Source organism: Nonomuraea aurantiaca, assembly GCF_020215705.1.
GTDB lineage: Bacteria > Actinomycetota > Actinomycetes > Streptosporangiales > Streptosporangiaceae > Nonomuraea > Nonomuraea aurantiaca.
This window is the reverse complement of sequence record NZ_JAIWNB010000069.1, coordinates 1-13,292: the sequence shown is the minus strand read 5'-3', so window position 1 is coordinate 13,292 and position 13,292 is coordinate 1. Positions and strand designations below refer to the sequence as shown.

19 protein-coding genes are annotated in these 13,292 nt (G+C 68.0%); 9 read left to right on the top strand and 10 right to left on the bottom strand.

What is annotated here, in order from left to right; all coding sequences use genetic code 11:
• Positions 1-144: 144 nt before the first annotated feature.
• Positions 145-363 (top strand): hypothetical protein, encoded by a 219-nt coding sequence (locus LDL49_RS55265; protein ID WP_225302984.1) that lies wholly within the window; start codon positions 145-147, stop codon positions 361-363.
• Between the two features lie 956 nt (positions 364-1,319).
• On the opposite strand, the gene LDL49_RS55260 is transcribed toward LDL49_RS55265, so the two are convergent.
• Positions 1,320-1,682: a hypothetical protein gene (locus LDL49_RS55260; RefSeq protein ID WP_225302983.1), complete on the bottom strand. Its 363-nt coding sequence runs from the start codon at positions 1,680-1,682 to the stop codon at positions 1,320-1,322.
• Positions 1,683-2,262: 580 nt separating this feature from the next.
• A complete protein-coding gene (locus tag LDL49_RS55255) occupies positions 2,263-2,424 on the bottom strand; it encodes a hypothetical protein (RefSeq protein ID WP_225302982.1) in 162 nt (53 codons plus the stop codon).
• A gap of 53 nt (positions 2,425-2,477) precedes the next feature.
• Between LDL49_RS55255 and LDL49_RS55250 the strand changes: the two genes are divergently transcribed.
• Both LDL49_RS55250 and LDL49_RS55245 read left to right on the top strand, forming a co-directional pair.
• On the top strand, positions 2,478-2,810 hold the full coding sequence (locus tag LDL49_RS55250) for a hypothetical protein (protein WP_225302981.1): 333 nt from the start codon (positions 2,478-2,480) through the stop codon (positions 2,808-2,810).
• Positions 2,811-3,229: 419 nt separating this feature from the next.
• Positions 3,230-3,487: a helix-turn-helix domain-containing protein gene (locus LDL49_RS55245; protein ID WP_225302980.1), complete on the top strand. Its 258-nt coding sequence runs from the start codon at positions 3,230-3,232 to the stop codon at positions 3,485-3,487.
• Here the strand turns inward: LDL49_RS55245 and LDL49_RS55240 are convergent.
• Positions 3,484-4,095 carry a TetR/AcrR family transcriptional regulator gene (locus LDL49_RS55240; protein ID WP_225302979.1) on the bottom strand — a complete coding sequence of 204 codons (612 nt, stop codon included), beginning with the start codon at positions 4,093-4,095 and terminating at the stop codon, positions 3,484-3,486. The two genes, LDL49_RS55245 and LDL49_RS55240, sit on opposite strands and share 4 nt — an antisense overlap.
• A 140-nt stretch (positions 4,096-4,235) precedes the next feature.
• Here LDL49_RS55240 and LDL49_RS55235 point away from each other — a divergent pair, with 140 nt between their 5' ends.
• Positions 4,236-4,970 carry an SDR family NAD(P)-dependent oxidoreductase gene (locus tag LDL49_RS55235; protein ID WP_225302978.1) on the top strand — a complete coding sequence of 245 codons (735 nt, stop codon included), beginning with the start codon at positions 4,236-4,238 and terminating at the stop codon, positions 4,968-4,970.
• Positions 4,971-5,003: 33 nt separating this feature from the next.
• Positions 5,004-5,639, top strand: coding sequence for an NADPH-dependent F420 reductase (locus LDL49_RS55230; RefSeq protein WP_225302977.1), 636 nt, complete (start codon positions 5,004-5,006; stop codon positions 5,637-5,639).
• A gap of 29 nt (positions 5,640-5,668) precedes the next feature.
• Here the strand turns inward: LDL49_RS55230 and LDL49_RS55225 are convergent, their stop codons facing one another.
• Together LDL49_RS55225 and LDL49_RS59700 are read right to left on the bottom strand one after the other, a co-directional pair.
• Entirely contained in the window at positions 5,669-6,388 is a 720-nt protein-coding gene (locus LDL49_RS55225; RefSeq protein ID WP_225302976.1) for a hypothetical protein, read from the bottom strand.
• A gap of 167 nt (positions 6,389-6,555) precedes the next feature.
• Positions 6,556-7,077: an NUDIX domain-containing protein gene (locus tag LDL49_RS59700; protein ID WP_372470748.1), complete on the bottom strand. Its 522-nt coding sequence runs from the start codon at positions 7,075-7,077 to the stop codon at positions 6,556-6,558.
• A 322-nt stretch (positions 7,078-7,399) separates the two neighbouring features.
• Here LDL49_RS59700 and LDL49_RS55215 point away from each other — a divergent pair, with 322 nt between their 5' ends.
• Together LDL49_RS55215 and LDL49_RS55210 are read left to right on the top strand one after the other, a co-directional pair.
• Positions 7,400-7,846, top strand: coding sequence for a VOC family protein (locus LDL49_RS55215; RefSeq protein ID WP_225302975.1), 447 nt, complete (start codon positions 7,400-7,402; stop codon positions 7,844-7,846).
• A gap of 366 nt (positions 7,847-8,212) precedes the next feature.
• A complete protein-coding gene (locus LDL49_RS55210) occupies positions 8,213-8,665 on the top strand; it encodes a site-specific integrase (protein ID WP_225302974.1) in 453 nt (150 codons plus the stop codon).
• Between the two features lie 10 nt (positions 8,666-8,675).
• On the opposite strand, the gene LDL49_RS55205 is transcribed toward LDL49_RS55210, so the two are convergent.
• Both LDL49_RS55205 and LDL49_RS55200 read right to left on the bottom strand, forming a co-directional pair.
• A complete protein-coding gene (locus LDL49_RS55205; RefSeq protein WP_225302973.1) occupies positions 8,676-8,849 on the bottom strand; it encodes a hypothetical protein in 174 nt (57 codons plus the stop codon).
• Between the two features lie 84 nt (positions 8,850-8,933).
• Positions 8,934-9,767: a helix-turn-helix transcriptional regulator gene (locus LDL49_RS55200; protein ID WP_225302972.1), complete on the bottom strand. Its 834-nt coding sequence runs from the start codon at positions 9,765-9,767 to the stop codon at positions 8,934-8,936.
• Between the two features lie 113 nt (positions 9,768-9,880).
• On the opposite strand from LDL49_RS55200, the gene LDL49_RS55195 reads away from it, so the two are divergent.
• Positions 9,881-10,948 (top strand): aldo/keto reductase, encoded by a 1,068-nt coding sequence (locus LDL49_RS55195; protein WP_225302971.1) that lies wholly within the window; start codon positions 9,881-9,883, stop codon positions 10,946-10,948.
• 54 nt (positions 10,949-11,002) lie between these two features.
• Complete coding sequence (locus LDL49_RS55190; RefSeq protein ID WP_225302970.1) at positions 11,003-11,197, top strand: hypothetical protein; 195 nt, start codon at positions 11,003-11,005, stop codon at positions 11,195-11,197.
• 155 nt (positions 11,198-11,352) lie between these two features.
• On the opposite strand, the gene LDL49_RS55185 is transcribed toward LDL49_RS55190, so the two are convergent.
• From LDL49_RS55185 to LDL49_RS55175, 3 genes are all read right to left on the bottom strand, one after another.
• A complete protein-coding gene (locus tag LDL49_RS55185; protein ID WP_225302969.1) occupies positions 11,353-12,252 on the bottom strand; it encodes a hypothetical protein in 900 nt (299 codons plus the stop codon).
• An 81-nt stretch (positions 12,253-12,333) separates the two neighbouring features.
• A complete protein-coding gene (locus tag LDL49_RS55180; RefSeq protein ID WP_225302968.1) occupies positions 12,334-12,672 on the bottom strand; it encodes a hypothetical protein in 339 nt (112 codons plus the stop codon).
• A 150-nt stretch (positions 12,673-12,822) separates the two neighbouring features.
• The gene (locus tag LDL49_RS55175) at positions 12,823-13,149 is read right to left on the bottom strand and encodes a DUF8842 C-terminal domain-containing protein (RefSeq protein WP_504854028.1); all 327 of its coding nucleotides are present in this window, start codon (positions 13,147-13,149) and stop codon (positions 12,823-12,825) included.
• Between the last annotated feature and the right edge of the window lie 143 nt (positions 13,150-13,292).

Sequence of the window (13,292 nt, the reverse complement as noted above, 5' to 3'; positions counted from 1 at the left end):
AGCCGCCCACCCAGCTTCACCCAGAGGCCACCCCAGCGAGCGACTCGACGTCCGTAACGGTGGCCGCTTAAGATCAACCCACGGCACCTACCTCGTCGAGCTTTTACACCGCTCCGAGGACGCGACCTCCACTCGGCAACGGAAGTGTCTGCGGCGGTGCTCCGTCTTGCTGCCCTGTTCAGTGAGGGCTATAGGTGGGACTACCCGGAGGTTGTCACGCTCGTCTACCTGCGGCTGATCCTCGACGTGACGCCCGACGATGCCATCGTCGAACTCGATCTGTCTGACATGACTAGCGATGAAGCAGAGGTGCGGTCGCTCCACACAGATCTGGCCACGCTCGCCACGAGGACCGATGAGTAGTCAGACGCCTACGCGCGGGGTGTGCCGCCCAGGGCGCCATCCAGCAGATCACCGCGCAGATCGGCGGCACGAGCTAGATGTCCTCGCGCGGTGTATCGAGGGCCTGCTGCAACTGCTCACGCGCGTCAGCACCGTTCCGGTCGGCCAGGGCCGCGCGGTCAACGCAAGAAGGCCGGAGGGTGCTCCAGCGGGGGGCTGTGGCGCTGTGGTGATGTCGCCAACGCGGGCGGCCGGCGCATCCGTCAGGGGATCCAGTAGCGTGGCGGCGGCTTCTTGCTCCGGATCCACCATCTCGAACATCGCAGTGCGCCGGCACGGGACCAGGCGGGCGGTCCATTCACGTGCCGCAGGCGTCTCAGGGTCGACCCTGAGCACTTCAGGTGCAGGCCGCCATGCCATTCGGCTCGGCAAACTCCTTTCGCCGGATCCAGTCGCGCACCTCGCCTGTGGAAACGTGCAGCAGGTGAGCGCACCCTTCCACATCCAATCGCGCTGGATCTTGCTCCATCGACGTTGTCTCCCGGACGCTGGCTGATGCCGCTGCTGTTGAGTGGCACCTGGGACAGTAGGCGTTCAGAGTCATCAGGCCCATCCCTCAGGCATGACAGCTGTGGCACCCCGTACGGGCGCTGCTTGCCGCACGTATGTCACTGTCCGTCGGCAAAATCGGTCGTGGCGGGCTTGCGCCGGTACAGCCGCTGCGGTCCTGGTCCTCCGCTGGGCTCGGATACCCCCGAGCCAGCTGGTTGGCGCGCTCGAAGGGGTCCGCGTTGAGGCATTCGGGCCAGCGCAGCGGCGCGGCTGCGCTGACCTGGTCAGACGCCATCTCGGGACTCGGACAGAATTGCAGCTCTGTCCTGTGTGCCCACCGCCGTTGCCCCTTTCCGGCTTACTTGGTCTGCCCACACTGAGGGCCTATCAAGGACGTCAGCGTCCAGTGGGTTCGGGAGGGTAGTTCAGCCGACGGAGCCGCTAAGGCTACTGGTGCCGCCGCCGCTTGATCCTGAGCCTGCGGTCTGAGTGATGAACTGGCCGTCAACGTAGGCAACGGCACTCACCGAGCCGGCGCCCAGGTGCCGTATGGAAAGGCTCCAGGTGTCCTCACCCTGTCCGGCGAGGGTGATGTCCTTCCTCCAGGGAGGCCTCACCTGAGGCTCGGTCGTGGAGCGGCCGTTAATGACGTACGTGATGGCGAAACTTCCTTCGCCCGTGACATCGAAGGTGAGCTTGTGCGGATCGTCAGAGGAGCAGGCGGCGGCGATCAGCACAGTGGCGGTGAGCGGCGCCAGCGAGCGTGTCCATCTGCCTGCTGCGGTCATCCGATAACTAAACCACAGCAGAACACATGATCTGGGGCGGTCACGTCCCCCTCTGGGGCCGTGCTCGGCGGGCTTGGTGTGCTGCGCGGCGGCGGGGCCTGCGGCCAGGAGCAGTGCGGCGGCGGTGAGGGGTCAGGTGGCGGATTATGACCGGCGAATCGGGTCGGTCGGCCGAGCGTCGGCCACAGCCGGCAGCGACTCAGTTCGTGCTGACCAGGGCCGCAGCGGGATAGTCAGCCGGGACGATCTCCGCCGACGTGGTACCTCTGGAGCAAGTGCGGACCTGGTTCGGCCGGCCGTTGTGGGCGTTGAAACCGGGCGCGCTGCTTGCGACCACCGAGATCCCCCGGAACTGATCGAGGCGAAGGCATGGACCAAGCTGCTACACCGTGCCATGGCGCATTCACTGAAGGCGGCAGGGCAGGCTGCGTCTGTTGGGCCAGCGCGCCGCGGTGCTCGCCCCGACACTAGGAGTTTCTACACCGGAGCCCGGAACGCTCTGGCAGGACCCCCCGACAACACCAGCAGCCGAGCGCTCCCGCCCATCGTCGGGCTGCGTGGTAGCTGGTTCGGTAGTCGATCACAGCAAGAGACCGGCCGCAGTGCAGGGCGAAGTCAGGATCTCGACTGTGGCCGCCGACATCTGCTCGCCATACAACACCACCGCGCCGGCGGCCCACAAGGCGTCGGCCAGCAGCGGATCAGTGGGTCGCTGCCAGGCGGCGAGTTCGGCGACGGTCACAGCGTCCCAGAAAAGAAAGTGCTGGCCAGCGGCTCCCGGGTGCGGTGAGCACCATGACCAGCACCGACATCCCCACCAGTTCCGGCCCCGCCATCGGCCCCAACGCCACGGTGAAAGTCACCGGAGGCATCCCGCTGACCGGCCGCATGCCGGTGCAGGGCAGCAAGAACATCGCGGTGCACCTGTACGCGGCCGCGCTGCTGGCCGACGACCCGCTCGTCCTGGCAGACGCACCGGACATCCTGGACACCGACGTGTGCGCGCATCCTCACCGCGACCGGGGGCCTGGGTCGAGTGGCCGCACATCCGGCGCCAAGGGCGCGCTGCCGCACCCGGGAAGGGGCTGGATCACTCGCGTCGCCCTCACTCGTCGTCGACTCCGCTGATGCTGCGGTTGGCGTCGCCGACAGTCCCTACTCGGCAGGTCCAGAGCTGCCGGAGCCAGTCGGTCAGGCGCGTGTGCTGCCTCAATTCATCTTCGAGGGCCGGTCCGAGGTAGCGGAACCACTCGCGTTGCTCGCGGCTTAGCGGTGGTGGGAGGCGGCTCCAGTCGGTCGTGTAGCAGAGCAGCCCCGCTGCTAGGTCATCAGCTTCAAGCCCCACGTACGACGATCCTGTACGGGGACGAACATCCACGACTACGGCGTCGGGGACCTCTCCGCTGAAGGGCTCGCCGACCTCCAGCCCTCGCTCGGTCTGCTGTCGCGTGCGGATCGCGTACGTCCATTCGCGAGCGGCTACACAGAATGAATTCGTAGAGTCGTAGCGTCATGACTGTCTGCTGTCTGGGGCGTATGCCGGAGTCATGAGGTACGGGCAGAGGGGCGGGTACACCCCCGCCGAGCAGGAGCGACGGGAGCGGTTACGGCTCCAGACCGCCCAGCGGTTCGAGGACGGGGAGTCCCCCCGGGACATCGCGCGGGAGTTACGGGTCAGTGAGCGGTCGGTCGGCCGCTGGCGCGCGGCCTGGCAGCGGGGCGGCATCGATGCACCGCGATCGCAAGGTCCCGTCTCGCGGGAGAAGCTGACCGCCGCGCAGTGGGCGATCGAAGTGCCAAGTTAACTTGACACTTCCTCCCGTCGCCGGTCATCGCTGGCTGTGGCGGGGATGGCGTTGTCGATGAGGATGGCGGCGATGGCGGCGGCGGCGGGGAAGGCGTCGGCGTTGAGGACCCGGGTGCGGGCCGCGGCGCCGTCGATGAGCAGCGCGAGCTGCTCGCCGAGCTGTTCAGGGTCGGCGGCGCCGGCTTCGCGGGCGGTGTCGGCGAGCCGCGCGGCGACGGCTTTCTTGTAGTCGCGTGCGTACTGGGATGCGGGGTGCTGGGGGTCGTGGAGTTCGACGGCGGCGGCGATGTAGGGGCACAGGGGGGTGGTGGGGGGGATGTCGAAGGCGGCGAGGAGCCGTTCGCGGGGCGTGAGGTCGGTGCGGTCGAACACGCCGGACAGAACGGAGGGGTCGAACCGGCGCAGGTACTCGGCGACGAGTTCGTCCTTGCCGGTGAAGTGCTGGTAGGCCGTGCGCTTGGACACCTCGGCCGCCGCGCAAAGCTGGTCCATGCCGGTGCGGTTGATGCCCTGCTCGCGGAACAACTGCTGGGACGCGCTGAGGATGCGCTCGCGGGCGCCCCGGCCGCGGCGGCGGCCCGTGGGGCCCTTCTCCAACTCCGACATGGGTCCATGGTACCCAAGCTGGATAACGACCGGTGTACATAGTTTGCGCCCCGGCCGCCCGCCCCGTACCGTAAGCACACAGAGCGGTTTACATAACACCGTCGCCCCAGGTGCACACCCACCGACCCAAAGGAGAGACCATGGGAAAGCTTGACGGCAAGGTAGCGGTCATCACCGGCGGCACCACCGGCATGGCGCTGGCCGGCGCGAAGCTGTTCGTCGACGAGGGAGCGCACGTCTTCATCACCGGCCGCCGCCAGGACGCCCTGGACGAGGCCGTGAAGCAGATCGGCCGCAACGTCACCGGCGTCCAGGGCGACGCCGCCGACCTGGACGACCTGGACCGCCTGTACGACACCGTCAAGCGGGAGAAGGGAAGCCTCGACGTGCTGTGGGCCAGCGCCGGCGGGGGCGAGCCCGCCCCGCTCGGCGAGATCACCGAGGCCCAGTTCGACACCTGGTTCGGGCTCAACGCCCGCGGCACCCTGTTCACCGTCCAGAAGGCCCTTCCGCTCTTCAATGACGGCGGCTCCATCCTCATGACCGGCTCCAACGCCTCCCTCGGCGCCTTCCCCGGCTGGAGCGTCTACGCCGGCAGCAAGGCCGTCCAGCAGGCCTGGGCCCGCGTCTGGCTCACCGAGCTCAAGGACCGCCGCATCCGCGTCAACGTCCTGACCCCCGGCCAGGTCGCCACCGCCAAGCAGGAAGAACTCTTCGACGAGGCCACCAAGCGCCAGTTCGAGTCCCTCATCCCCCGCGGCCAGATGGGCCGCCCCGACGAAATCGCCACCGCCGCCCTCTTCCTCGCCTCCGACGACTCCAGCTACGTCAACGGCATGGAACTCGTCGCCGACGGCGGCACCACCGCCATCTGAACCGATCAACACACAACCAGGGCAGGACATCTCATGAGCAACATCAGCATCATCGGCACCGGGAACATGGCCCGCACCATCGGAGCGCGGGCGATAGCGGGCGGCAACACCGTCGAGGTCATGGGCCGCGATCAGTCCAAGGCCGCTGACCTGGCCAAGGCTCTCGGCGGCGGCGCCACGACGGGACAATGGGGCACCACCCCGGCCGGGGACATCGTCATCGTGGCCCTGTTGTACGACGGTGTCGTGCCGGTCGTCGCCCAGTACGGAGACGCTCTCGCGGGCAAGGTTATCGTCGACATCAGCAATCCCTTCAATTCCACGTTCGACGGGCTAGCCCACCGCGAGGAGACCTCGATCGCGCAGGAAGTCGCCAAGGCGGCCCCGGCCAGCGCCAGCGTGGTGAAGGCGTTCAACACCATCTTCCGTCGTGTCCTGGAGAAGGGTCGGCCCGACGTCTTCATCGCTGGCGATAATGCGCAGGCCAAGGCAAGTGTGGAGGCGTTTATCGAGGGCCTCGGGCTGCGCCCGCTGGACGTCGGCGGCCTGAAAATGGCGCACTGGCTGGAAGGAGCGGGCGTGGTCACGGTGGGCCTCGCCAACCACGGGGTGGGGAACTTGGACTTCGCCCTCAGCATCACCGAACTTCCCGTCTGCGCAAACGGTTGACGGATCACCGAAAGAACTCGCCAATGACCTTAACGAGGCTCAAATAGGAGTCCCAGAGTTTCGGGTGCTTCCCAGGCGGTCAGCTGCCGCTCAGGGTCGATTTCCTGGTGCGCGAACTGGTTGATCAGGTCGGCGAGGGCTTGCCGGTCCTGCTCGGACAACTCCTGTAGGAGGGCGGCCACCGGCTCGATCACCTCCATCGTGGCCTTGGGCGTGATGGCGTCGTCGTCGCTGAGATCCAGCCCGATGACGACCTCGGTGAGGCGGGCTTCGAGGTCGGCGATCATCTGGGTGAGCAGACTGGTGTTCTCGCGCCGGACCGCCTGCTCGCCGACCGTATCGAGGCCGGCGACCTTGGTGATGCACTCGTCGGCGGCTTGGGCCATGGTGGCGAACTCGGTGCGGGCGATCGAATGGGGGTTGGCGGCCTCGTAGGTGGTGGCGCGGTGCATGTCCTTGATCGAGGTCATCGCCGCGCGGGCGGCGGACATGGCGTCGCGGGCGCTGAACTCATCGCCGTGCCCCTCTCGCATGTAGCGGGTGGTCCAGACCCGGCGCCGGGCAGAGTCGCGCCGGGCGGGGTCGGCTGAGGGCTGGAACCGTTCCAGGCGGTCGCCCCGGTTGGCCGCAACCACGCGGGCGACCTTGACGGCCCGCCGCAGGCGGGCACCGTCCTTGATGCCGACGACGGCGGCGATGTCGGCGTAGCTGAGCTCGCGGCCGTGGTTGCCGCGCAGCCAGATCATCACTTCGGCGACGTCGTTCTCGGCCCGGGTCCAGCCTTGCTCAGCAGCGCCAGCGCCCGCGAGGCGGCCGTGCGGATCTCGGCCATGGCTCGTGGGGGCAGACCAAGTACGGGAAAAAGGGACAGTACCTCTGATCGCCTTACCGAAGACTTTGATCGGGTCGTCCTTGACTACGCCCCAGACTGGGTTTGTTGAGTGATCCATCTGGTCACGGCGAAGGCATGAAGCCTTACAAGGTGCACCGCGAGGTCGCAGCTAGACGCCGAGTCCGAACACCTGACCGGCGCTTTACTGCCAAGCAACTGGAGAGCTACCGGGTCCAGCCCGGTACCCGCTGTAGGGCTGCGGCGGGCAGAAGGTGGTGAGTTCACGGTCGCCACCAACGCCGACAGCGCCGTGTGCGGGTACGCCTTCGGCCCCTGTCCTGCGGAAATGCGCTCTTCGAGTCGTGGTTCAAGAGGGTCCACGCTGCTTCCTGCTGGCTCTCCCCCACCCGGGGTCAGCGCCCCGGTGACCCCGGCCGCGCACGACAGGCCCAGGCAGGGGGTCCAATCGGAGCGGCAGGGGCGGACGGTCACGGCCGCCGGGTACGGCATCAGCTCAGCGGCGATACCTGCCTCTTCGAGCAGCTCCCGGCGGGCGGCTTCGCGCGGGGTTTCGCCGGCCTCTACGCGGCCTCCGGGCGGGACCAGGCCAGCGCGTGCGCACCTTCGACCTTCCGAGGGCAGGTGTCGATCGAGGCCGGTCGATATGTGCCGTTCGTTGCCCGACTAGTCCCCGTCCGGCCGGGTATGACCCCCCTTGCGCGAGATCGGCACACGACCGGTCCGTCCGAGGGGGGACGGCGAGGAGACGGCAGATCTGGCCGCGGCTGCGCGTGGCCGACTGGCACGAGACCCGCGGCACCTTGTAACGAGGCTGCCGCCGAGCTCGCCCACTGGGACCGGGACGCTCTGGAGGCCGACCCCGCCCGCTGGGCGCACAAAGCACACCACAACCTGTGAGGGAATGAGCATGGTCGACCGCGAACAGTTGCCCGCGCCCGTCGAGGGGCTCGTGGTCACGCACTTCCTGACCGTCCGGGACGCGGCCCGCTCGCGCGCGTTCTACGCGGACGTCCTGGGCGGCGAGGTCGTCCTTGAAGAGAACCCGGCGATCGTGAAGGTCGCCAACACGTGGATCATCATGAACCCCGGAGGCGGCCCCACCCCGGACAAACCGGACGTCACGCTGCGGGCGCCCGAGCCCGGCGACCCGGTGACCGCGTTCATGAACGTCCGCGTCGCCGACATCGCCGCCTTCCACGCGCACGCGACGTCGCTCGGCGCCCGGTTCCTCACCGAGCCGATCGACCGCAAGGCCGAGATCCGCTGCTACATGCGCGACCCGGACGGGCACCTCATCGAGGTCGGCCAGGCCACCGGCATGCTGCACGACGTCTACGCCGACCCGCCCGCCTGACCCCGTCCGGCCGGGGACGGACGCGAGCGGCGCATGCCGAGGTCAGCGGATCATCCTCGCATGAGCCAGGTGCGGGCGTCGCACCACGGCGCGTCCGGCGCGGGCAGGCTCGCGGCGTCGGCGTCGGCGGCTCCGGCGCCGTGCGTGCCTTCCGCCGCCATCTGAAGAACGGCCGCCGCGCCCCCAACACCATCGACACCTACCTGTCGGCCATCGACGACTTCTACGTCCGCCGCGGCCTGGGCAAACCCCAGGCCCGGCGCGAACGCCGCGCCAGTCGCTACGTCCGCCACGTCCAGCTCGCCGCCGCCCCGCGCGACAAAGCCCTCGCCCTACTTCGCCGGCCTGCCGATCTCCGAAGTCGTCGTGCTCGACCTGGCCGACATCCGCCTATCGATCCGCAAGGGCACGTTGCGCATCCGCGGCAAGGGCCGCGACGGCGGCAAGATCCGTCACCTGCCCGTCCACCCCGACCTACGTCAGGCCCTGCAGGACCGGCTGGAGGCCCGCACCGCCTGGAAAGGCGCCGACACCACTGCGGTGTTCCTCAACCAGCGCGGCGGCCGCCTGACCGACCGCGCCGCCCGCGACATCATCATGGTGGGGTTGGCGAGGCGGGTCGTGGACACGAAGGACTACACCAAGGAGACCGAGGTGCTGGAGTACATCGGCGAGAAGATGGCCCGCTGGACGACGACGGCCAGTCCATCGGCGTCATCGACGCCGCCCGCCCGCTCGATGAGCTCGGTCAGGCGGACGCGCGCCTTCCAAATCCCGGTCTTCTCACGAGGATCGGCGTTCATGATCATTTGGCGTTAACGTCCAGCGATCACCGGCCCTGGCGCGATCGGGCGGCCGCCACGCCGACCGCTCGGTGGACGGGGTTACGCGGCCGCCTTGGGCCGGACGACGCGCAGGCGGGTGCGGGCCGCTCGATGGTCAGCTCGGCGAGCAGTTGCTGGACGCGGGTTTCGATGTCGTCGCCGATCGGGCGGATCGGCATGTTTTCGGCTCGGATCTCACCGATGGATCCCGAAGACACGCCGGAGCGACGGTTTAGCCTCAGTGCACGAATGGGGGTTCGACATCATCGTGCGCGCAACCGGTCCAATGCCGACTGGCTCTCATCGTCGGCGGCGCGATAGATCATCAACAGCTGGTCCGGATCTTGAAGTGGCGTAAGCGTTTCGAAATGGACTGCGATCACACCGACGTCAGGATGCCGCATCATCTTGCGTCCGCGGCCGTTGACCTTGACGTCTCGTTCGGCCCACAATCGCGCGAATTCCTCGTCACGAGTGATGCATTCGGCGATGAGGTCGGTCAACGCCTGGTCCTCGGGATGCGCGGCCCACGCAGTGCGCAGGTGGGCGATCCCCTCTCGCACGACGCGTTCGCGGTCGACGTAGAACTCCCGTATCTGCGGATGCATCAGGCACAGCCACATCGCATTGCGCTTCGACGGCGGCAGGGTGTCGAAATCCAGTAGCAGCTTCGCCATTTCACTGTTCCAGGCCAGGATGTCGTAGCGGTGGTTCATCAACATTGCCGGCAGCGGCGACAGGTCGGCGACCAGCTGGGCCAGCGGCGGCCCTGCAGCGGTGGCGAGCTTGTCAGCACCGCGTGGGTGCTGTTGGGCCAGGCCGAAGAGGTAGGCGCGTTCGTCGGGGGTCAGGCGCAGCGCCCGGGCCAGCGCCTCCACCACGTCCGCTGAGGGCCGCAGCCCGCGGGCCTGTTCCAGTCGCACTACGTAGTCGGTGCTGATCCCGGCCAGTTCTGCGACTTCTTCGCGGCGCAGTCCCGGGGTCCGCCGGGCCTGCCGACGCGCCGGCAAGCCGAAATCCCGTGGGTCCAGGCGTTCACGCCGGGTCCGCAGGAATGCGGCCAGCTCCTGTGTCACGTCCAGGGTGCTGGTGATCATGGCTGCTCTAACAGCCGGGGTAGGACTGGTGTTCCCAGGAACTTCCTTCCCTTACCCCCGGCTCGCGGTGGCCGCAGGCTGGTGCTCGACGACGATCACGAGCACAGGAGGACATGATGTCGCTCACCCTCGACACCTACCGGCTGCTGGGCCGCTCCGGGCTGCGGGTCTCACCGCTGGCCCTGGGCACGGCGACCTTCGGCACCGAGTGGGGCTGGGGCGCCGAGCAGGACGATGCACGCAAGCTGTTCGACCTCTACGTCGAGCGCGGCGGCAACTTCATCGATACCGCCAGCACCTACACCCATGGCAGCTCCGAGCGCATGCTGGGCGAATTCACCCGCGACAACCGCGAAAGCCTGGTGCTGGCAACGAAATACACGACGCAGCGCCGGCCCGACGACCCGAATTCCGGGGGCGCTCACCGCAAGAGCCTGTTCGCGTCGGTGGAGACCAGCCTGCGGCAGCTGAACACGGACTACATCGATCTGCTCTTCCTGCACGTGTGGGATTTCACGACACCGGTCGAGGAGATCCTGCGTGGCATGGACGACCTGGTCCGGCAGGGCAAGGTCCTGTACGTGGCGATGTCCAACGCTCCGGCCTGGGAGATCTCGCGCATGCAGGCGATCTCCGACCTGCGCGGCTGGTCGCCGCTGGTCGCGCTACAGATCGAATACAGCCTCATCAACCGGGGCGGAGAACGTGACCTGATCCCGATGGCCCGGGCGATGGGGCTGGGGGTGACCCCGTACTCACCGCTGGGCGGCGGCGTGCTCACCGGCAAGTACAGCCGCGCCGACCTAACCGCGACGGACGCCGACCCCGGTGAAAGCAACCGCAAGAGCTTCAACGCCGGCTTGGGCATGGTCACCGAACGCACGCTCGCCATCGCCGACGTCGTGCGGGAGGTCGCCGCGGAGGCGGGACACACACCCGCCCAGGTCGCACTGGCCTGGACCCTGCAGAATCCAGGCGTGACGGCACCCGTCATCGGCGCTCGCACCCCCGAGCAACTGGTGGGGAATCTGGGCGCCCTGGAGGTCGACTTCACCGCCGATCAGCTGGCCCGCCTCGACAAGGTCAGTGCGATCGACCTCGGCTACCCGCACGACATGCTCGCCAGTGACCACATCCGCACTGTGACCGCAGGCGACCTGAAGATCGAAACCCGCCGCTGATACCCGTCCGAGCGCCGAGGGCGGGACCCGACCGGCGGCGCGATCGGCGTGGCGGTGCGCGGTTCGATCGTCGCGGACGACTCGGCCGGGTTCGTCGCGTCGAGTCATACCGCCTGGGCCGTTCCGCCCGGCTGCGGCATCGCGACCGTGCTGCTCGGCCTGACCTCAACCGGGCGCTGGGCCCGGGCCCAGGCCGAACGCAGCGGCAACCGTACATTCCCCACAGCGATCAGGGACGCCGGCCGATGACCTCGGGCACCCGGCTGTGGTGAGGGGAGCCTGCGTCGGGCGCTCAATCCCAAATCGCCCGGTCGCGGGTGTCCGGCAGCGGACGGCCAGCGCTCATGACCTGATGGACCGGCAGATGCCGGAGGTCTTCGCCCCCTGTCGGTTGGCGAGGCCCCTCAGTTGGGAGGTCGGACTCTTCTCGGCCGGATCGGTGTTGCCGTTGAGCCTGCTTTCCTTCGGAGGTGGTCCGCCACACCGAAAACCACGGCACCCGGGGTCGGCCGGAACACGATGAACTGCGTCTCGCCCAGGATCGCCTGCAAGGTGGAGCCGTACAGGATCCTCCAGCCCTCTTGGTCGCGGCTGGCCTCGGCCGCGTACTCGTACGGCGCCAGTCCTCCGCGGCGAGCACGGCGAAAGGACTCGGCCACGTGGCCGTTCTTCGTCCGGCAGCTGGTGCCCGCGCGGGCTTGGCATGCGTCGCATGGCTCGCGCTTGGCCTGCTTCTGGATGGCCGCGGCGCGGGCTCGTGCCAGCCGATCAGCGGCCCGCTTCGACACCCATTCCTCAACGCCGGGCAGATCTTTGATTCCTTCCCAGTACGGAATGCCCGGCTCGTGGTTGCGCCAGGGCTCTTCGTCCTCGCGGGCGAGCATGAGGATCTGCCGCATCGACAAAACCGTGGACAGGCGCTTACCCCAGGTCGCTGGATCCTCTCCATGAGCGCGGCTGCCCCATGGCTCACGCTTGTGCATCGACAGGCACGGCTTCAACGGCCGATGCTCACTGATGATCGTGTCGGTTTCCGCGATGTCATCGCCGAACCGGGCTAGCTCGTCGCTGAGGATGGCGAGACGCTCGCACAGATTGTCGCCCAGCTCTACCGGGACGTCGGGCTGTTCCGCGGCGATCGCGAGATCGCGCAACCACAACGCAGCGGCGTTCAGGTGAACGGCGAGCTCGTCCAGGCTCATGCGATCGCCGGTGAACAGGTAGTGCGTCTGCGGATCCTCAGCGATCAACGAGCCCACCTCGTCGTTGGCTTCAGAGGGTGGAACCGTGGTGTGGTGAGTCACGGGTGCTGTCTTCCTTTCACGATCGACTTCAAAGGGGCCGGCCGCGTGCCATGGTTCAGGCCGGCACCAGCCGGCGGGAGCTCATCCACGCGGAGCGGGGGTCATGGTGGCGTCGCAAAGGAAGTCGAAGAAGTCGCCGGGGTCGAGCGACATCTCCACAACGATGTTCTCCCAGTCGGCCAGATCGTCGGCCGCCGCCCAGAGCCGTTCCCACCGCGAAGGGGGTTGCGGTCCCTCCCATGAGGTGGGGTTGCGCCAAAGGGGGTGGTCAGCCAGCACGGTGAGGGCGTAGCTGCGCGGCACCAGACGCTGCTCAACGGCGCGGCCCCAAAACGCCAGCGCCTCCACATAAGGGACGGCGTCGCGGTGGCCAAGGCCGCAAAAGCGTGGAGGGCGATCGCCGGAATGCGGGATCTTCATGAGGGTATGGCCTCCTCGGTCGGGTTTGAAAATCGATGCCGAGCAACGGTGTAGGCGATTCCGTGGTCCGTCAGAAAGGCGGCTCATCGGAGAAGTCAGCGGGTCAACGGCGGGGAGGCGGGGCGGGCCCGGGGCGCGCTCGCCCGCCGGTCAGAAGAAGGAGCCCCGCACCGGAATCAGTCCACCGTAGGTGGCCCCTTCGGCACACGCCCGCAACATCAGCTCGGCGGGGTCCCTCTGATCATCGGTCAGCCAGCCCGGCGGCAAGACCAGCAGCACTGCTTGACGGCGGGCTTTGCCCGCCTTCTTCCACTCAACGTCGACGTTTCCGGTCGCGGCATCGGCCCGCCACCACGCTCCTGCACCGCGGCGGGTGATCTCGGCGACGCGGCCACGCTCCATCCGCACCTGCCAGCCCGCAACCTCCTCGATCCGGTCGCGTGTCAGGTCGACCGGACGCAGGCCCATGGTCAGCATGTCGGCCACATGCCCGGATGGCGTCCCGTGGAGTGGTGTAACTACGTGATCGACGGTTGCGATTCTGAGTGCGTGGTGAGCTCGGCCGGGTCGCGTGCAGCGCTGCCGGTGTGGAGGTCGGCCATGGAGGTCTCCGACAGGTA